A 19,035-nucleotide genomic window follows, 5' to 3' on the forward strand; every position below is an offset into this window, starting at 1 on the left:
GCTGGCCGATGGCGAGCTGCATCGGGCTGGCGGGCGGATCTGGTGGTTGTCGGGCCGCTGGTTGCGCCCTCTGCCTGTGGCCGGAACGTGGCAGGACCCGCGTTCACCACTGGTAATTCCGGACAACGGCATGCTGTCGCTCACCGGGCAAATCCCCGATGGCCCGTTACAGATCCGCTATCGTGAAGGGGGAGAGGTCATGGCTTTGCCAGGCCGTGGCCATCGGGATCTGAAACGTTTGCTCAATGAAAGCGCTGTACCTTCCTTCGTGCGCGGCAGATTGCCGCTGCTCTACAAAGAGGGGCAATTGCTGGCGGTAGCGAACCTCAACGGGCTCGATGGTGGTGCGATCGGTAACTGGCATTTGCATTGGCAGCCACTGAACGAAGATCAAGGTTTGAGCTGAAAGGGGCTTTCCGGTAGACTACGCTCCCTTCTTGATACAACTTCTGTGGATTCGCCTGAATTGCAGGAGTTGCCGATTACCAAGCAGTCTTTGCTGGGCGATTCCAAAAAATGTGTAGCGAGCAACGAACCGGTGATTCATTTCCCGGTCTGTCCCAACGCGGCGGTTTTTTTGAAAGGTGCACTGTGATTAATGCAGGTGATCGGGGGCTTCGGCCTTCCTTCGCTTTCCCCGGCGGCTCGGACCGCTTTAACGCAGACTTCTAGGGTTTTTCATGACGCGCTACATATTCGTCACGGGCGGTGTTGTTTCTTCATTGGGGAAAGGCATTGCATCGGCATCATTGGCGGCCATCCTGGAGGCGCGGGGACTTAAGGTCACCATGCTGAAGCTGGACCCGTACATCAACGTCGACCCGGGCACCATGAGCCCGTTCCAGCACGGTGAAGTGTTCGTCACCCACGACGGCGCCGAGACCGACCTGGACCTGGGTCACTACGAGCGGTTCATCCGCACGACCATGACCCAGAACAACAACTTCACCACCGGCCGTGTCTACGAACACGTCCTGCGCAAAGAGCGCCGTGGTGACTACCTGGGTGCAACTATCCAGGTGATCCCGCACATCACCGACGAAATCAAGCGCCGCATCATCAAGGGTGCCGGCGACGCTGACGTGGCCATGGTCGAGATCGGTGGCACCGTGGGTGACATCGAATCGCAACCATTCCTCGAGGCGATCCGCCAACTGCGTTTCGAAGTCGGCGCCAAGCGCGCGATGCTGATGCACCTGACACTGGTGCCTTACATCGCCACTGCCGGTGAAACCAAGACCAAGCCAACCCAGCACTCAGTCAAGGAACTGCGCTCCATTGGCCTGCAACCAGACGTGCTGGTCTGCCGCTCCGATCACCCGATCGATGTGTCGTCACGTCGCAAGATCGCGCAGTTCACCAACGTTGAAGAACGTGCGGTGATCGCGCTGGAAGACGCCGATACCATCTACAAGATCCCGGGCATCCTGCACTCCCAGGGCCTGGACGATTTCGTCGTCGAGCGCTTCGGCCTGCAGTGTGGCGGCGCCGATCTGTCCGAGTGGGAAGCCGTGGTCGACGCCAAGCTCAACCCTGAGCACGAAGTCACCATCGCCATGGTCGGCAAGTACATGGAGCTGCTGGACGCCTACAAGTCGCTGATCGAAGCGATGAGTCACGCCGGCATCAGCAACCGTACCAAGGTCAACCTGCGCTACATCGATTCCGAAGACATCGAGAACCAGGGCACCGCGCTGCTCGAAGGCGTCGACGCCATCCTGGTACCGGGCGGCTTCGGTTTGCGTGGCGTTGAAGGCAAGATCACTGCCGTTCAATACGCTCGCGAAAACAAGGTTCCGTACCTGGGCATCTGCCTGGGCATGCAGGTCGCCGTTATCGAGTTCGCCCGTAACGTGATGGGCTGGAAAGACGCCAACTCCACCGAGTTCGATCGTGCAAGCGGTCACCCGGTAGTGGGCTTGATCACCGAGTGGGAAGATGCCACCGGCGCGGTCGAAACCCGTACCGAAGCATCCGATCTGGGCGGCACCATGCGCCTGGGCGCGCAGGATTGCCTGCTGGAGCCGGGTTCCCTGGTTCATGGCTGCTACGGCAAGGACGTGATCGTCGAGCGTCACCGTCATCGCTACGAAGTGAACAACAACCTGCTGCCGCAAATCATGGAAGCCGGTTTGAAAATCTCCGGGCGTTCCGGGGATGGCGCACTGGTTGAAGTGGTTGAAGCACCGGATCATCCATGGTTCGTCGCTTGCCAGTTCCACCCTGAGTTCACCTCGACGCCACGCGACGGTCATCCGCTGTTCAGCGGTTTCGTCAAGGCCGCGTTGGCTCAACACCAGAAGAAGGCGTAACCCCGATGGCACAGAAGATCATCCGCGTCGGCGACATCGAGATTGCCAACGACAAACCCATGGTGCTGTTCGGCGGCATGAACGTGCTGGAAAGCCGTGACATGGCCATGCAGGTTTGCGAAGAGTATGTGAAGGTCACCGAAAAGCTCGGTATCCCTTACGTGTTCAAGGCCAGTTTCGACAAGGCCAACCGGTCTTCTGTGACCTCCTATCGTGGTCCTGGCCTGGAAGAAGGCATGCGCATCTTCCAGGACATCAAGCAAGCCTTTGGCGTGCCGGTCATCACCGACGTCCACGAGCCTGACCAGGCCGCGGTCGTCGCTGAAGTCTGCGACATCATCCAGTTGCCGGCCTTCCTGTCGCGCCAGACCGACCTCGTGGTCGCGATGGCCAAAACGGGCGCCGTGATCAACATCAAGAAAGCCCAGTTCCTCGCCCCTCAGGAAATGAAGCACATCCTGAACAAGTGTGTGGAAGCGGGTAATGATCAGTTGATTCTCTGCGAGCGTGGTTCGAGCTTCGGCTACAACAACCTGGTCGTCGACATGCTCGGCTTCGGCATCATGAAGCAGTTCGAATACCCGGTGTTCTTCGACGTGACCCACGCGCTGCAAATGCCTGGCGGTCGCTCCGATTCCGCCGGCGGTCGTCGCGCCCAGGTCACCGACCTGGCGAAGGCCGGCATGAGCCAATCGCTGGCCGGCCTGTTCCTGGAAGCCCACCCGGATCCGGACAACGCCAAATGTGACGGTCCTTGCGCCTTGCGCCTGGACAAACTGGAGCCATTCCTGGCCCAGCTCAAAGCCCTGGACGAACTGGTGAAGAGTTTTCCGACGGTAGAAACCGCGTAATCCTCAATTCTCCGGTAAAGTACCGCACGATTTAACGCTCAGGCCCTCGGGCCTGAGCCTTGTCGTCTGCAAGACTGCCCGCTGCACCTCGCTTGCCGACGATCAAAGATTTCCTACAGCTGCGTCGTTTTCGTCAACTTTGGAGTGTTTACAACAATGGCTAAAATCGTCGACATCAAAGGTCGTGAAGTTCTCGACTCCCGTGGCAATCCCACCGTGGAAGCGGACGTGCTTCTCGATAACGGCATCATCGGCAGCGCCTGCGCGCCGTCCGGTGCTTCCACTGGCTCGCGTGAAGCGCTCGAGCTGCGTGATGGCGACAAGAGCCGTTACCTGGGCAAGGGTGTTCTGAAGGCCGTAGCCAACATCAACGGTCCGATCAAAGACCTGTTAAAAGGCATGGACCCAAGCGACCAGAAAGCGCTCGATCTGGCAATGATCAAGCTCGACGGTACTGAAAACAAAGGTTACCTGGGCGCCAACGCGATCCTCGCCGTTTCCCTGGCTGCCGCCAAGGCCGCAGCGCAGGACCAGGACCTGCCGCTGTACGCTCACATCGCCAACCTGAACGGCACCCCGGGTGTCTACTCGATGCCGGTTCCGATGATGAACATCATCAACGGCGGCGAGCACGCCGATAACAACGTCGACATCCAGGAATTCATGGTTCAGCCGGTTGGCGCCAAGTCTTTCTCGGAAGGTCTGCGCATGGGCACCGAGATTTTCCACCACCTCAAAGCCGTACTGAAGGCCCGTGGCCTGAGCACTGCCGTCGGTGACGAAGGTGGTTTCGCGCCGAACCTGGCTTCCAACGAAGACGCTTTGAAAGTGATCTCCGAAGCCGTGGCCAACGCCGGTTACAAGCTGGGCACCGACGTGACCCTGGCCCTGGACTGCGCGGCCAGCGAATTCTACGAAGACGGCAAGTACAACCTGTCCGGCGAAGGCCAGGTGTTCACCGCCGAAGGTTTCGCCGACTACCTCAAAGGCCTGACCGAGCGTTACCCGATCATCTCCATCGAAGATGGCCTGGACGAGTCCGACTGGGCTGGCTGGAAGATCCTCACCGACAAGATCGGCGAGAAGACCCAACTGGTAGGCGACGACCTGTTCGTCACCAACACCAAGATCCTGAAAGAAGGCATCGACAAGAAGATCGCCAACTCGATCCTGATCAAGTTCAACCAGATCGGCACCCTGACCGAAACCCTGGAAGCCATCCAGATGGCCAAGGCTGCCGGTTACACCGCCGTGATCTCGCACCGCTCCGGCGAAACCGAAGATTCGACCATTGCCGACCTGGCCGTGGGTACCTCGGCTGGCCAGATCAAGACCGGCTCTCTGTGCCGTTCCGATCGCGTTTCCAAGTACAACCAACTGCTGCGTATCGAAGAGCAGTTGAACGGCAAGGCCAAGTACAACGGTCGCGGCGAATTCCGCGGCTGAGTAAGTACGTGGTAAAAAAGACACCGGATTGTGTCGGAAAAATCGCTACAGCGACGTTTTTGCCACTAATCTGATGCCTTATCAGCACAAGCCTGGTTCTTCCAGGCTTCGTGCTATCAGAAGCTTCACGTTTGGCATGGCTGTCTTTTTTCACTGGATACCTGATATTCGATGCGCAGTCCCAATTGGTTGTTCCTCATCCTGCTTTTGTTGCTGGCTGGCCTGCAGTACCGCCTGTGGGTGGGAAACGGCAGTCTGGCGCAAGTGGCCGAGTTGACGCAGCAGATCGCGGATCAGCAAGCTGAGAACCAGGCATTGCTGGAGCGCAATCGGGTAATGGACGCCGAAGTCAGTGAGTTGAAAAAGGGCATGGAGACCGTTGAAGAGCGGGCTCGCCATGAGTTGGGCATGGTCAAGGACGGTGAAACCCTTTACCAGTTGGCGCAATGAGCCAGACGTTACCGGCCTTCTGGGCCGTGATTCCTGCCGCGGGCGTCGGTGCCCGTATGGCCGCGGACCGTCCCAAGCAATACTTGCAACTGGGCGGGCGCACTATTCTCGAACACAGCCTCGGCTGTTTCCTTGATCACCCTTGCCTGAAAGGCCTGGTGGTCAGTCTTGCTGTCGACGATCCTTATTGGCCGAACCTGGCGTGTGCCAGTGACCCGCGTATTGTTCGGGTCGAGGGTGGTTCCGAACGTTCCGGATCGGTGCTCAATGCCTTGCTGCACCTGCATGCGCAGGGCGCTGACAATGAGGATTGGGTGCTGGTTCACGATGCCGCACGGCCGAACCTAAGTCGCGACGATCTGGACAAGTTGCTGGCTGAACTGGCTGACGACCCTGTCGGCGGACTGCTGGCGGTTCCGGCACGGGATACGCTCAAACGGGTCGACAAGCACGGTCGTGTGCTCGAAACCGTGGATCGCAGTGTGATCTGGCAGGCCTACACGCCGCAGATGTTTCGCCTTGGGGCATTGCATCGGGCGTTGGCGGACAGCCTGGTGGCCGATGCCGTTATTACCGACGAAGCTTCGGCCATGGAGTGGGCCGGTTCGGCACCACGCCTGATCGAAGGGCGGTCCGATAACCTCAAGGTGACGCGTCCCGAAGATCTTGAATGGTTGAGGCAGCGTTGGGCTAATCGTCACTGATTGACATTGGTTTTGTGCTGCCCCCAATCGCGAGCAAGCTCGCTCCCACAGGGTTTGTTGGCGTTTACAAGATTTGTGTTCGACCCCGTCCACTGTGGGAGCGAGCTTGCTCGCGATAGCGGTAGTCTGGGCACCGGCATCTTGTTGACACGCCAGTTAGCTTCGGTATTCCGGCCTTTCAGCCAACCCCTCCTTCAAATAATCCACCAACTTGCGCACCTTCGGCGACAAATGCCGTTGCTGTGGATAAAGAGCCCAAACCGCGGTGTTAGGCGGTTGGTGCGCCTCCAGCAACGAAATCAATGCGCCGCTCTTCAAATGCTCCAGCACGTAATAGTCCGGCAACTGACACAACCCCACGCCCTGTAGCGCCGCGTCCAGTACGGCTTGCCCACTGTTGCATCGCCAATTTCCCTGGACTCGCTGGGAAAATTCCCGCCCGTTCTGCTCCAGTTGCCAGAGATCCGAACTGCCGACAAGGCAGTTGTGGCGGCTCAGTTCCGACAGGCTGTGGGGCCGGCCGTAGCGCTCAAGGTAGGAGGGTGATGCGCAGAGAAACATACGCCGTGGTGCGAGGCGGGTGGCAACCAGCCGTGAATCCTGCAAGCGCCCGAGGCGGATCGCCAGATCGAGGCCGTCATGTACCAGGTCGAGTTGCCGGTTGGTCAATTCGATATCGATGCGCAATTGCGGATACAGTCCCATGAAACGGGTCACCAGCGGCACGATGAAACGTTCACCGTAAGCCACGGCGCACGTCATGCGCAGCATGCCTTTGGGCTCGCTGGTCAAGTCGCCCACCGCGCGCAGCGCCTCTTCGCGGCCGTCCTGCAAACGTTGGCAATGTTGCAGGAACGTTTGCCCGGCCTCGGTCAGCGCGACCCGGCGTGTACTGCGGTAGAGCAAACGGGTTTGCAGGCGCTCTTCGAGGCGTACGATTTGTCGACTGATATGGGAGGACGAAACCCCCAGGCGTTCCGCCGCAGCGGTGAACTGGTTGCACTCGGCAACGGCGACAAACTCGTCGATCCCTTCCCAGCGGTTTTCGGACATCGATGATTATCCCTGTGTGGCAATAATATTTTGCATTTGCGTCGATTATTCATCGCCTGGCCATGTATTACACTCCCTGTCTCGTTTTTATTCACTGGAGAGCCATCATGATCAAGTCGCGCGCCGCCGTTGCCTTCGAGGCCAAGAAACCCCTCGAAATCGTTGAAGTCGATGTCGCCATGCCCAAGGCCGGCGAAGTCTTGCTGCGCGTGGTGGCCTCCGGTGTCTGCCATACCGATGCCTACACCTTGTCCGGCGCTGATCCGGAAGGCATCTTCCCGTCGATCCTCGGTCACGAAGGCGGGGCGATCGTCGAAGCCATCGGCGAGGGTGTGACCTCCGTGGCGGTAGGCGACCATGTGATCCCGCTGTACACCCCGGAATGTCGCCAGTGCAAATTCTGCCTGTCGGGCAAGACCAACCTCTGTCAGGCGATTCGTGCGACCCAGGGCAAAGGCTTGATGCCCGACGGCACTTCGCGTTTTTCCTACAAGGGCGAAACGATTTTCCACTACATGGGCACATCGACCTTCTCCGAGTACACCGTGCTTCCGGAGATTTCCGTTGCGAAAATCGCCAAGGAGGCGCCACTGGAAAAGGTCTGCCTGCTGGGCTGCGGCGTCACTACCGGTATCGGTGCCGTGCTCAACACCGCCAAGGTGAAACCGGGTGATACCGTGGCCATTTTCGGCCTCGGCGGCATCGGTCTGTCGGCTGTGATTGGCGCGGTCAAAGCCAAGGCTGCCCGCATCATCGCCATCGACATCAACCCGGCGAAGTTCGAGATCGCCAAACAGCTGGGTGCAACCGATTGCGTGAACCCGAAAGACTTCGATCGTCCGATCCAGGAAGTCATCGTCGACATGACCGACGGTGGCGTCGACTTTTCCTTCGAGTGCATCGGCAACGTGCAACTGATGCGCGCGGCACTGGAGTGCTGCCACAAGGGTTGGGGCGAGTCGGTCATCATCGGTGTTGCCGGTGCCGGCCAGGAAATCTCCACCCGTCCGTTCCAGCTGGTCACCGGCCGCGTCTGGCGCGGTTCGGCGTTCGGCGGCGTGCGTGGCCGTACCGAGTTGCCGAGCTATGTGGAAATGGCCGAGAGCGGTGAGATTCCGCTGGATACCTTCATCACGCACACCATGGGCCTGGAAGATATCAACAAGGCGTTTGACCTGATGCATGAAGGAAAAAGCATCCGCTCCGTCATCCACTTCTGAGGTCTGTCATGAGCCTGGAAAACATCTCCTGCCAGAAAAGCTTCGGTGGCTGGCACAAACGCTATCGCCATCGCTCGCAAGTGCTTGGCTGCGACATGGTGTTCGCCGTCTATCTGCCGCCGCAGGCGGAGCAGGGCGGCAAGCTGCCGGTGCTGTACTGGTTGTCCGGCCTGACCTGCACCGACGAAAACTTCATGCAGAAGGCCGGCGCCATGCGCATGGCCGCCGAGTTGGGGCTGATCATCGTCGCACCGGACACCAGCCCTCGCGGTCCTGATGTGCCAGGCGATCCGGATGGCGCCTGGGACTTCGGCCTCGGCGCCGGGTTTTATCTGAATGCCACCCAGGAACCCTGGTCGCGACACTATCGGATGCATGACTACGTTGTGCAGGAATTGCCGACATTGGTTGAAGCCCATTTCCCGGCGTCGGACAAGCGTGGCATCAGCGGACATTCCATGGGCGGCCACGGCGCGCTGGTCTGTGCGTTGCGCAATCCAGGGCGTTATCGTTCGGTATCGGCGTTCTCGCCCATCAACAATCCGATGGATTGTCCCTGGGGGCAGAAAGCCTTCTCCCGCTACCTGGGAGAGGACCGTTCGAAATGGCGTGAATGGGATGCCTGCGCGTTGATTGCCGAGGCTGATGAAAAGTTGCCGCTGCTGGTCGACCAGGGGGATCGCGACGATTTTCTCTCCACCCAGCTCAAGCCTGAAGCCTTGCAGCAGGCGACCAAACTGGCCGGTCATCCGCTGACGTTGCGCCTGCAACCGGGCTATGACCACAGCTATTTCTTCATCGCCAGTTTCATCGAAGAGCACTTGCGGCATCACGCGCATGCTCTGGTTGGCTAATGCAGGTAGAATCACGCCCTGACAAAAATCGGGGCGTTTTTTTATGCGTATTGGCCACGGCTATGATGTGCACCGTTTCGCTGAAGGCGATTTCATCACTCTGGGCGGCGTGCGCATTGCACACAGCTTCGGGCTGCTCGCCCACTCTGACGGTGACGTCCTCTTGCACGCCTTGAGCGATGCCTTGCTCGGCGCCGCGGCGCTGGGCGACATCGGCAAGCACTTCCCGGATACCGACCCGCAATTCAAGGGCGCCGACAGCCGTGCGCTGTTGCGTCACGTCGTCGCGCTAGTCCATGCCAAAGGCTGGAAAGTCGGTAACGTCGACAACACCATCGTCGCCCAGGCGCCGAAAATGGCCCCGCATATCGAATCGATGCGCGCGCTGATTGCCGCGGATCTTCAAGTAGAGTTGGATCAAGTGAACGTGAAAGCTACCACCACCGAAAAGCTCGGCTTTGTCGGTCGCGAAGAAGGCATTGCCGTGCACTCCGTTGCCTTGTTGCTGCGCGCATGAACGAACTGCAATTGCTCGGCCCGCGGGCTTACGGTGAGGCTCTCGGCACGGCGGTCCTTAAGGCGATCGCGGAAGATTTCCAGGTCGACGAAGTCCTCGACATTCCCCTCAGTGGCGAAGGCGAACACCTGTGGATATGGGTGGAAAAGCGCGGCCTGAATACTGAAGAAGCGGCGCGACGGATTGCCAAGGCTGCGGGTGTGCCCTTGCGTACCGTCAGTTATGCCGGGCTCAAGGACCGTCAGGCGTTGACTCGCCAGTGGTTCAGCGTGCAATTGCCGGGCAAGGCCGACCCTGATCTGGCAGCCGCGGAAAACGATACGCTGAAGATCCTCAAGACCGCCCGCCACAAGCGCAAACTGCAACGTGGCGCGCACTCTGCCAACGGCTTCACCTTGCGCCTGACGCAGTTCGCCGGTGACAAGCCTGCGCTTGAAGAGCGCCTGCAACTGATCGCCAAACAAGGCATCCCCAATTATTTCGGCGCCCAGCGTTTCGGCCATGACGGCGGCAACGTCGTCGATGCTCGCGCCTGGGCCGCGCGCAAGGCCTTGCCGGAGCAGCGCAACGTGCGCTCGCGGCTGCTCTCCACGGCGCGCAGTTTTCTGTTCAACCAGGTATTGGCCGCACGTGTCGCCGACGGCACCTGGCAGCGTGCCCAGGTGGGCGATCTGCTGGCGTTCACTGACAGCCGCAGCTTTTTCCCGGCGGGCGAAGCCGAGTGCAGCGACCCGCGCCTGGCAATTCTCGATCTGCACCCGACCGGTCCGCAGTGGGGCGAAGGTGACTCGCCGGCCACGGGGGTTGTCCATGAACTGGAGCAGACGATTGCTGCACGCGAAGCGGACCTTCGCGATTGGTTGATCAGCGCCGGAATGAGCCACGAACGTCGCATCCTGCGGCTGCCCATTGGCGGGTTGACGTGGCATTATCCCTCGCTGGACATTCTGCAACTGGAATTCGTCCTGCCGGCCGGATGCTTCGCCACCGTATTGGTGCGTGAGCTTGTTGATCTGGTGCCGGTGGGGCAGACGGACAGCCCATGCGTATTCTGATTTCTAACGACGATGGGGTAACAGCACCCGGTCTCGCCGCGCTTTATGCTGCGCTGGCGGATTACACCGAGTGCGTGGTTATCGCCCCGGACCAGGACAAGAGCGGCGCCAGCAGTTCGCTGACGCTCGACCGTCCGTTGCACCCGCAAACCCTGGCCAACGGCTTTATCAGCCTCAACGGCACGCCAACCGATTGTGTGCACCTGGGCCTCAACGGCCTGCTGGAGCGCGAAGCGGACATGGTGGTTTCCGGTATCAACCTGGGTGCGAACCTGGGGGACGATGTCCTGTATTCCGGCACGGTGGCGGCGGCCCTTGAGGGGCGTTTCCTGAAACGCCCTTCGTTTGCCTTTTCGCTGGTCTCACGCCAGGTAGAGAACCTTCCCACAGCTGCCCATTTCGCGCGCAAGCTGGTCGAAGCCCATGCCGAGCTGGATCTGCCACCGCGAACGGTACTGAATGTGAACATTCCCAATTTGCCGCTGGACCGTATTCGCGGTATTCAGTTGACTCGCCTGGGGCATCGCGCCCGAGCCGCAGCACCGATGAAGGTGGTAGATCCGCGGGGCAAGTCCGGTTACTGGATCGCCGCGGCCGGGGATGCCGAGGACGGTGGGCCGGGGACCGATTTCCATGCGGTGATGCAGGGATATGTTTCGATCACGCCGCTGCAGTTGGATCGCACGTTCAATGATGCCTTCAGAAGTCTGGACGGCTGGCTGGAGGGGCTGCGCTGATGGGTCGCGAACAAGACGATATGCTGCGTCGCGGCATCGGCATGACTTCCCAGCGAACCCGGGAGCGGCTCATCCAGCGCCTGTATGAAGAAGGCATTTCCAACGCGAAGGTGCTGGAGGTCATTCGCCGGACCCCGCGCCACTTGTTCGTCGACGAAGCGCTGGCGCACCGTGCCTATGAAGACACCGCGCTGCCGATTGGCAACAACCAGACCATCTCCCAGCCTTATATGGTGGCGCGCATGAGCGAGCTGCTGCTGGAGGCCGGTCCTCTCGACAAGGTGCTGGAAATCGGCACCGGGTCGGGTTATCAGACGGCGGTGCTGTCGCAACTGGTCGAGCGAGTGTTCTCGGTCGAGCGCATCAAGGTTCTGCAGGATCGGGCAAAGGAACGTCTGGTCGAACTGAACCTGCGCAACGTGGTGTTCCGCTGGGGCGATGGTTGGGAAGGCTGGCCGGCACTGGCGCCGTACAACGGGATTATCGTCACTGCCGTGGCGACTGACGTGCCCCAGGCATTGCTTGACCAGTTGGCACCCGGAGGCCGGATGGTGATCCCGGTGGGGGCCGGTGAAGTCCAGCAATTGATGCTGATCATCCGTGAGGAACAAGGTTTTTCCAGGCATGTTCTGGGGGCTGTGCGCTTCGTGCCATTGCTCAATGGGCCATTGGCCTGAGCATTTGTTTCGGCGCGCTGAATTCTCTTCGATTGCCTTTGTCTTACAGCGGCATCGATTGCTTCAACGGGATTCATCTTCAGGCAGCAAACGTGTGCGCGACAACGATTCGCCACATTAAAGGTAAAGCGTGCACGGCCCGTTATACTTGCGACAGTTCATGCCGGACTCCGGTATTTCACATTTTCAGCCACCACAGAGGGAGCGGCGGGTGAGTCTCACAGTCATTGCGCAGCGTATGAGTAAAACGAGCTTTCAGCGCCTGGTGACTGGCCTTGTCTTGAGTACATTGCTGGTCGGTTGTTCCAGCAACAAATCCAGTGATGTGCGTGTCGTGGATCGCAACAATGCCGCGGCTCAGCGTCCGGCGGTCACCACCGGGCAATACGTGGTGCGTCCCAAGGACACGCTGTTTTCCATTGCCTTCCGTTACGGCTGGGACTACAAGGCCCTGGCGGCCCGAAACAATATTCCAGCGCCCTACACCATCCATCCGGGTCAGACGATTCGCTTTGATGGTCGTACCGATTCAACGTCGACGGCGGTGGTCAGCTCGTCCAGTTCAACACCTTCGTCGTCGAGTAAAACCACGGTCATCCGTCGTTCGGCAAACGGTACGACCACCAGCACAACGACGGTTGTACCGTCCGTCGCGAGCAAGCCGGCCCCCGCTCCTTTGCCTCCTCCGGGGCCAGCCCCGACGGGCTGGGGATGGCCATCTAATGGCATTCTGATTGGAAAATTCTCTTCAAACGGTAGTTTGAATAAAGGAATTGATATCGCCGGAGATTTGGGACAGCCTGTTTTAGCTGCGTCTGATGGGACGGTGGTATACGCCGGGAGTGGCTTAAGGGGCTACGGCGAATTAGTGATCATCAAGCACAGTGAAACCTACGTCAGTGCCTACGGACATAACCGCAGGCTGTTGGTTCGGGAGGGGCAGCAGGTCAAGGTCGGACAGACAATTGCCGAAATGGGGTCAACGGGTACAGACCGGGTGAAACTGCATTTTGAGATTCGCCGCCAAGGTAAACCTGTAGATCCGCTGCAATTCCTGCCACGTCGTTGATCGCTTACCAGCCTGTTCCGTCGCGTAGAGGGGACAGGCTCCAGCGTTGCCAGGGAGAAAGGCGCCGCTTGAGCTTGAGGTCGAACTCACCAAAGGACTATAACAATGGCTCTCAGTAAAGAAGTGCCGGAGTTTGACATCGACGATGAGGTTCTCCTGATGGAGAGCGGCATCGATACGGATTCGATGTCGAATGATGAAGGGGCGGCTCCACCTTCCGTTCGTGCCAAATCCAAACACTCCGCATCGTTGAAACAACACAAGTACATTGACTACACGCGGGCACTCGATGCCACGCAGTTGTATCTCAATGAAATTGGTTTCTCTCCCCTGCTATCTCCCGAAGAAGAAGTTCATTTTGCGCGCCTGTCGCAAAGTGGCGATCCGGCCGGGCGCAAGCGCATGATTGAAAGCAACCTGCGACTGGTGGTGAAAATCGCCCGACGCTATGTCAATCGTGGGCTGTCGCTGCTGGACCTGATCGAAGAGGGCAACCTCGGCTTGATCCGGGCGGTGGAGAAGTTCGATCCGGAACGCGGCTTCCGCTTCTCGACCTACGCGACCTGGTGGATTCGCCAGACCATCGAACGCGCAATCATGAATCAGACCCGGACCATCCGGCTGCCGATCCATGTGGTCAAAGAGCTGAATGTGTACCTGCGGGCTGCGCGGGAACTGACGCAAAAACTCGACCATGAACCCTCACCCGAAGAAATCGCCAACCTGCTGGAAAAACCGGTGGGAGAGGTCAAGCGTATGCTCGGCCTTAACGAGCGGGTTTCCTCCGTCGACGTCTCGCTGGGTCCGGATTCGGATAAAACCCTGCTCGACACCCTGACTGACGACCGCCCGACCGATCCATGCGAACTGTTGCAGGACGACGACCTGTCCCAGAGCATCGATCAATGGCTCTCGGAACTGACCGACAAGCAACGCGAAGTGGTTGTACGCCGCTTCGGCCTGCGCGGTCATGAAAGCAGCACCCTTGAAGACGTCGGCCTGGAAATCGGCCTGACCCGTGAGCGGGTCCGGCAGATTCAGGTGGAAGGCTTGAAGCGACTGCGCGAGATCCTGGAAAAAAATGGTCTGTCGAGTGAGTCGCTGTTCCAATAAGGCATTCACTGCGATGGCATGAAAAACCCCGACTGGCTCGGGGTTTTTTATTGCCTGGCCAGAATACCGAATCCCCTCGGGATTTTGGTTTCGTGCTGTAAGCCTAGGCTTACACTTGCGTAAGTGTTCGTTATTTTTACACCCTGGCAATCGTCCATGTTGAACGCCTTTCGTTTTTATTTTTTTGATTTATATGGCAATTTTTTATTATTAAGGACGTGTGACAGCTGGGTTTCGCGCCAAGGGGCGATTGATCCCGCAGGGGAACACTCTAGTATTGAGGTTGTGTCGACGGACAGACACGTCCTTCAAGGATGAGGGATATGGAAATCGCAGGACGCGATTCATCAGGATGATGAAAAGGAACACAGGGAATAGGGAAAAAATGTGGGCGGGTCAAACCGCCCCTTTTTTTTGGTTCTTCACGGAATCCCGGGGGAACACAGATAACGAATTATCTGTAGGAGCTGCCGGAGGCTGCGATCTTTTGATCTTGTTTTTGCGATCTGGAGATTGCTGAAGATCAAAAGATCGCAGCCTGCGGCAGCTCCTACAGGGGAAAGCGTGCACCACCAAACAACGAGGCCGAGCGTAATCTCGCCTCGCGGTGCTTTTGCGGTGCACGCCCCCTCACGCCCTGAGCCTGTCCGTCAACCTGTGACGACCTCCATCGCGAGCAAGCTCGCTCCTACAGGCCGGGCGGCGTTCCGCTCCTCCAAGTGACCCGCAGTAAAGGCGGAAGCATAAGCGGCCGTTACCGCAGAAATGGATAGGCACACCACCAACAAAATCCGCCAGGCATGAGGCCGCCATCGTCAGCAAACCGGCTCATACAGTAATCGGTGTTCCCCGGCATTGCGTGAACAACCCTTTTTTTGCCCGCAGAAAAGCAAAAAGGCCCTTGTGGGGCCTTTTTCGCGAACGCGGGGGTAATCAGCGTTCGAGGTCTGCGATCTTGCCTGGCTTGCCATCCCATTCTGCGGAATCGGGCATTGGATCCTTGCGTTCGGTGATGTTTGGCCAGATATCGGCCAACTCAGCGTTCAGCTCGATGAAGTTCTCCATGCCGGCCGGAACCTCATCTTCGGAGAAGATAGCCACGGCAGGGCATTCAGGTTCGCACAGCGCGCAATCGATGCACTCATCCGGGTGAATCACCAGGAAATTCGGGCCTTCGTAAAAGCAGTCCACCGGACAGACTTCTACGCAGTCGGTGTACTTGCACTTGATGCAGTTGTCGGTGACGACGAAGGTCATTTCTAATTTTCTCCTCAGGCGCGGCTTGCTGCGCCCCTTCTCGTAGGGGTCGCCAGGTTCGGGAGCGATAGTCTGCTGGCCAGGCTATTAGCCAGCAGCATCCCAAACCGCGCGAGATTCTAACAGCTTGCAAGCCGCTGCGTTAGATCCGTGTCTTTAGTGTATAGAGCAATTCGAGAGCACGACGTGGTGTCATGTCGTCCAGATCAAGCTTGGCCAGGTCATCCAGCACCGGGTGCGGCAGACTGGCGAACAGGTCGCTTTGCTGTGGAGCCGCCGGTTTACCTTTGGCAGGGGCTGGCGACTCATGGGGCAGGGCGGTGTCTTCCAGGCGGCTCAAATGCTCGCGGGCGCGGGTAATGACTTCAGTCGGTACGCCTGCCAGCTGTGCCACGGCCAGGCCATAACTCTGGCTGGCCGGCCCCGGCAGCACATGGTGCAGGAACACGATGCGTTCATTGTGCTCGGTGGCATTGAGGTGCACGTTGGCCACCAGCGGCTGGGCCTCCGGCAGGACGGTCAGTTCAAAGTAGTGGGTGGCGAACAGCGTGTAGGCACGCAGATGCGCCAGGCGTTCGGCCGCCGCCCAGGCCAGGGACAGACCATCGAAGGTGCTGGTGCCGCGCCCGACTTCGTCCATCAACACCAGGCTGCGCTCGGTGGCGTTGTGCAGAATGTTCGCGGTTTCGCTCATTTCCACCATGAAGGTCGAGCGCCCGCCGGCCAGGTCATCGCTGGAACCGATCCGGGTGAAGATGCGGTCGACCAGCGACAATTCGCAACTGGCCGCCGGCACGAAGCTGCCGATATGCGCCAGCAGCACAATCAGAGCGGTCTGACGCATGTAGGTGGATTTACCGCCCATGTTCGGGCCGGTGATCACCAGCATGCGCGTATTGTCGTCCAGGCTCAGGTCGTTGGCCACGAACGGCGTGGTCAGCACTTGCTCGACCACCGGATGGCGGCCCTGGCTGATGCGCATGCACGGTTCGCTGACGAAGCGCGGGCAGTTCAGGTCGAGGTTCAATGCACGCTCTGCCAGGTTGCTCAAGACGTCCAGTTCGGCCAGGGCGCCTGCAGTGTCCTGCAAGGGCGGCAATTGGGCGATCAGGTCTTCGAGCAGTGCTTCGTACAGCATCTTCTCGCGGGCCAGGGCGCGGCTCTTGGCTGACAATGCCTTGTCTTCGAATGCCTTGAGTTCCGGCGTAATGAAGCGCTCGGCACCTTTGAGCGTCTGGCGGCGAACATAGTCGGCGGGTGCCGACTCCGCCTGCTTGCTTGGCAGCTCGATGAAGTAACCGTGAATGCGGTTGTAGCCGACTTTCAGGTGGGACAGGCCGGTGCGGGCCTTTTCCCGTGCTTCGAGGTCGATCAGGAATTGTCCGGCGTTTTCGCTGAGCGATTGCAGTTCGTCGAGTTCGCTGTCGTAGCCGGTTTTCAGCACGCCGCCGTCCCGAATGACCGCGGGCGGGTTGTCGATGATGGCTTTTTCCAGGAGTGCCGCCAGTTCCGGGTAGGTACTGGTGATGCTGGCGAGTTGCTGGAGGTGCGGGGCTTCGAGCTCCGTCATTGCCACTTGCAGTTCGGGCAGTGCGCCGAGGGCGTCACGCAAGCGGGCGAGGTCGCGCGGGCGGGCATTGCGCAGGCCGATCCGCGCAAGAATCCGCTCGATGTCGCCGATTTCCTTGAGCTGCGGTTGCAGTCTTTCGAAGCGGTAACCGTCGAGCAGGCAGGTGATCGAGGTCTGACGTGCCAACAGCACCGTCAGATCGCGTAACGGGCGATTCAGCCAGCGGGTCAACAGGCGGCTGCCCATGGCAGTCTGGCAACGGTCCACCACCGATTGCAGGGTGTTGTCGCGGCCGCCGGCCAGGTTGGTGTCGAGCTCCAGGTTGCGACGGCTGGCGCCATCGAGTACCACGGTGTCGTCCAGGCGTTCATGACGCAAGCTGCGCAAGTGAGGCAGGGCGGTGCGCTGGGTTTCCTTGGCGTAGGCCAGCAGGCAACCGGCGGCGCCGATGGCCAGGGTCAGATTTTCGCAGCCAAAGCCCTTGAGGTCCTGGGTCGAGAATTGCTGGCACAGGCTTTTGAGCGCCGAATCGCGCTCGAAATCCCACGGCGCACGACGACGCACACCGCGGCGTTTTTCCGCCGGCAAATCCTTGGGCCAGTCATCGGGGATCAGCAGCTCCACCGGGTTGACCCGCTCCAGTTCCGCCAGCAGGTTTTCCCACCCCTTGATTTCCAGCACGCTGAAGTTGCCACTGGTGATGTCCAGCACCGCCAGGCCGAACAGACGCTCATCACCCAGGACGGCAGCGATCAGGTTGTCCCGACGCTCGTCGAGCAGCGCTTCGTCACTCACCGTCCCCGGCGTGATGATGCGCACCACCTGCCGCTCTACCGGTCCTTTGCTGGTGGCCGGGTCACCGACCTGCTCGCAGATCACCACCGACTCGCCAAGCTTCACCAGTTTCGCCAGGTAACCCTCGGCGGCGTGGTAAGGAATCCCGCACATCGGAATCGCCTGCCCCGCCGACTGCCCACGGGCGGTCAGGGTGATGTCCAGCAACTTGGCGGCCTTCTTCGCGTCTTCATAGAAGATCTCGTAGAAGTCGCCCATGCGGTAGAACATCAGCTGGTCCGGGTGCTGGTTTTTCAGGCGCCAGTACTGCTGCATCATGGGGGTGTGGGAGGAGAGGTCGGAGACGGCTTTATTCATCGGATTGTCAGGAAGCTCGTTGAAAGAGGTGGGGCAAAAGCGGGGCAACGGCCGGGCTTTTCCGCGATGGGCGCAAGGTTACCATGGGCGCTCTACCCGACGCAGGCATCGCGGCCGGGTGACATCTTTTACGATGCAAAAAACAGGTTATGCATCGATTATGCAATTGGGCATTTGTTTTCTGCGAAAATAACCAGCACTATGCGCGGTATGCACAAACGCAACGTATCTACTGTCTTAAGAGCATTGCTCGACCAGCACGGGATCTCCCCCACGGAGCTTCACCGTCGTACCGGCGTGCCTCAATCCACGCTCTCGCGCATTCTCAGCGGGAAGATCGTCGATCCTTCGGATAAACATATTTCGAAGATCGCCGAGTACTTTTGCGTGAGCACCGACCAATTGCGGGGTCGCGCGGACGTCGCACCCGCCGCCAATGCCGGGCGCGCTCCTGTGCATTCGGAACTCAAGGACATAAGCCTGTGGGACGACGATACCCCTGTCGATGACGACGAGGTGTCGGTCCCCTTTCTTCGCGAGGTTGAATTGGCCGCAGGATCGGGAAGATTCGTCATCGAGGAAAGCGAGCGCTCTAGCCTGCGCTTCGGCAAACGTAGCCTGCGCCATAACGGCGTACAGTTCGACCAGGCCAAGTGCGTGACAGTGCGGGGCAACAGCATGTTGCCGGTACTGCGTGACGGGGCGACGGTCGGGGTCAATGCCGGCAAGTGCGGCATCGGCGATATCGTTGATGGCGACCTTTATGCAATCAATCACAACGGACAACTTCGGGTGAAACAGCTGTATCGCCTGCCGACCGGGATTCGCCTGCGCAGCTTCAACCGCGACGAACATCCGGACGAGGACTACAGCTTCCAGGAAATCCAGGAAGAGCAGATCGTTATCCTCGGTCACGTCTTCTGGTGGGGCATGTACGCCCGCTGACAACCGCTCTACTCGATAAAACCCGCTCCCGCAGGCTGTGTGAAAACACGCTG

At 59.4% G+C, this 19,035-nt stretch carries 18 protein-coding genes; 15 read left to right on the plus strand and 3 right to left on the minus strand.

What is annotated here, in order from left to right:
• The 6 genes from tilS to ispD form a co-directional block, all read left to right on the plus strand.
• The coding region (gene tilS / locus PMI26_RS26015; RefSeq protein ID WP_033047416.1) for a tRNA lysidine(34) synthetase TilS at window positions 1–406 on the plus strand (406 nt) is incomplete at its 5' end.
• 274 nt (window positions 407–680) lie between these two features.
• Window positions 681–2,312, plus strand: a complete 1,632-nt coding sequence (locus PMI26_RS26010) for a CTP synthase (RefSeq protein WP_007970707.1) — start codon at window positions 681–683, stop codon at window positions 2,310–2,312.
• Between the two features lie 5 nt (window positions 2,313–2,317).
• A complete protein-coding gene (gene kdsA / locus PMI26_RS26005) occupies window positions 2,318–3,163 on the plus strand; it encodes a 3-deoxy-8-phosphooctulonate synthase (RefSeq protein WP_007970708.1) in 846 nt (281 codons plus the stop codon).
• A gap of 156 nt (window positions 3,164–3,319) precedes the next feature.
• Window positions 3,320–4,609 (plus strand): phosphopyruvate hydratase, encoded by a 1,290-nt coding sequence (eno, locus tag PMI26_RS26000; RefSeq protein WP_007970709.1) that lies wholly within the window; start codon window positions 3,320–3,322, stop codon window positions 4,607–4,609.
• Window positions 4,610–4,780: 171 nt separating this feature from the next.
• Window positions 4,781–5,059, plus strand: a complete 279-nt coding sequence (ftsB, locus tag PMI26_RS25995) for a cell division protein FtsB (RefSeq protein ID WP_007970710.1) — start codon at window positions 4,781–4,783, stop codon at window positions 5,057–5,059.
• Window positions 5,056–5,763, plus strand: coding sequence for a 2-C-methyl-D-erythritol 4-phosphate cytidylyltransferase (gene ispD / locus PMI26_RS25990; protein ID WP_007970712.1), 708 nt, complete (start codon window positions 5,056–5,058; stop codon window positions 5,761–5,763). Before ftsB ends, ispD begins: the two co-directional genes overlap by 4 nt.
• Before the next feature lie 156 nt (window positions 5,764–5,919).
• On the opposite strand, the gene PMI26_RS25985 is transcribed toward ispD, so the two are convergent.
• Window positions 5,920–6,816 carry a LysR substrate-binding domain-containing protein gene (locus tag PMI26_RS25985; RefSeq protein ID WP_007970714.1) on the minus strand — a complete coding sequence of 299 codons (897 nt, stop codon included), beginning with the start codon at window positions 6,814–6,816 and terminating at the stop codon, window positions 5,920–5,922.
• A 107-nt stretch (window positions 6,817–6,923) separates the two neighbouring features.
• Here PMI26_RS25985 and PMI26_RS25980 point away from each other — a divergent pair, with 107 nt between their 5' ends.
• From PMI26_RS25980 to rpoS, 8 genes are all read left to right on the plus strand, one after another.
• Entirely contained in the window at window positions 6,924–8,036 is a 1,113-nt protein-coding gene (locus PMI26_RS25980; RefSeq protein ID WP_007970717.1) for an S-(hydroxymethyl)glutathione dehydrogenase/class III alcohol dehydrogenase, read from the plus strand.
• Window positions 8,037–8,044: 8 nt separating this feature from the next.
• Complete coding sequence (fghA, locus tag PMI26_RS25975) at window positions 8,045–8,890, plus strand: S-formylglutathione hydrolase (protein WP_007970718.1); 846 nt, start codon at window positions 8,045–8,047, stop codon at window positions 8,888–8,890.
• Window positions 8,891–8,933: 43 nt separating this feature from the next.
• Complete coding sequence (gene ispF, locus PMI26_RS25970; RefSeq protein ID WP_007970721.1) at window positions 8,934–9,407, plus strand: 2-C-methyl-D-erythritol 2,4-cyclodiphosphate synthase; 474 nt, start codon at window positions 8,934–8,936, stop codon at window positions 9,405–9,407.
• A complete protein-coding gene (gene truD, locus PMI26_RS25965; protein ID WP_007970722.1) occupies window positions 9,404–10,462 on the plus strand; it encodes a tRNA pseudouridine(13) synthase TruD in 1,059 nt (352 codons plus the stop codon). Before ispF ends, truD begins: the two co-directional genes overlap by 4 nt.
• Complete coding sequence (gene surE, locus PMI26_RS25960; protein ID WP_007970725.1) at window positions 10,450–11,199, plus strand: 5'/3'-nucleotidase SurE; 750 nt, start codon at window positions 10,450–10,452, stop codon at window positions 11,197–11,199. The genes truD and surE overlap by 13 nt, the downstream gene beginning before the upstream one ends.
• A gap of 41 nt (window positions 11,200–11,240) precedes the next feature.
• Complete coding sequence (locus PMI26_RS25955) at window positions 11,241–11,876, plus strand: protein-L-isoaspartate(D-aspartate) O-methyltransferase (RefSeq protein WP_177323519.1); 636 nt, start codon at window positions 11,241–11,243, stop codon at window positions 11,874–11,876.
• A gap of 211 nt (window positions 11,877–12,087) precedes the next feature.
• A complete protein-coding gene (locus tag PMI26_RS30305) occupies window positions 12,088–12,945 on the plus strand; it encodes a peptidoglycan DD-metalloendopeptidase family protein (protein ID WP_007970727.1) in 858 nt (285 codons plus the stop codon).
• Between the two features lie 105 nt (window positions 12,946–13,050).
• Window positions 13,051–14,058 carry an RNA polymerase sigma factor RpoS gene (rpoS, locus tag PMI26_RS25945; protein ID WP_007970728.1) on the plus strand — a complete coding sequence of 336 codons (1,008 nt, stop codon included), beginning with the start codon at window positions 13,051–13,053 and terminating at the stop codon, window positions 14,056–14,058.
• Window positions 14,059–14,991: 933 nt separating this feature from the next.
• Here the strand turns inward: rpoS and fdxA are convergent.
• Window positions 14,992–15,315, minus strand: coding sequence for a ferredoxin FdxA (gene fdxA / locus PMI26_RS25940; RefSeq protein ID WP_007970729.1), 324 nt, complete (start codon window positions 15,313–15,315; stop codon window positions 14,992–14,994).
• A 142-nt stretch (window positions 15,316–15,457) separates the two neighbouring features.
• Window positions 15,458–18,037, minus strand: coding sequence for a DNA mismatch repair protein MutS (gene mutS / locus PMI26_RS25935; protein WP_007970736.1), 2,580 nt, complete (start codon window positions 18,035–18,037; stop codon window positions 15,458–15,460).
• 210 nt (window positions 18,038–18,247) lie between these two features.
• On the opposite strand from mutS, the gene PMI26_RS25930 reads away from it, so the two are divergent.
• Window positions 18,248–18,982, plus strand: a complete 735-nt coding sequence (locus PMI26_RS25930) for a LexA family transcriptional regulator (protein WP_033047418.1) — start codon at window positions 18,248–18,250, stop codon at window positions 18,980–18,982.
• Window positions 18,983–19,035 lie beyond the last annotated feature (53 nt).

Source organism: Pseudomonas sp. GM33 (assembly GCF_000282295.1).
GTDB classification, from domain to species: Bacteria; Pseudomonadota; Gammaproteobacteria; order Pseudomonadales; family Pseudomonadaceae; genus Aquipseudomonas; species Aquipseudomonas laurylsulfatiphila.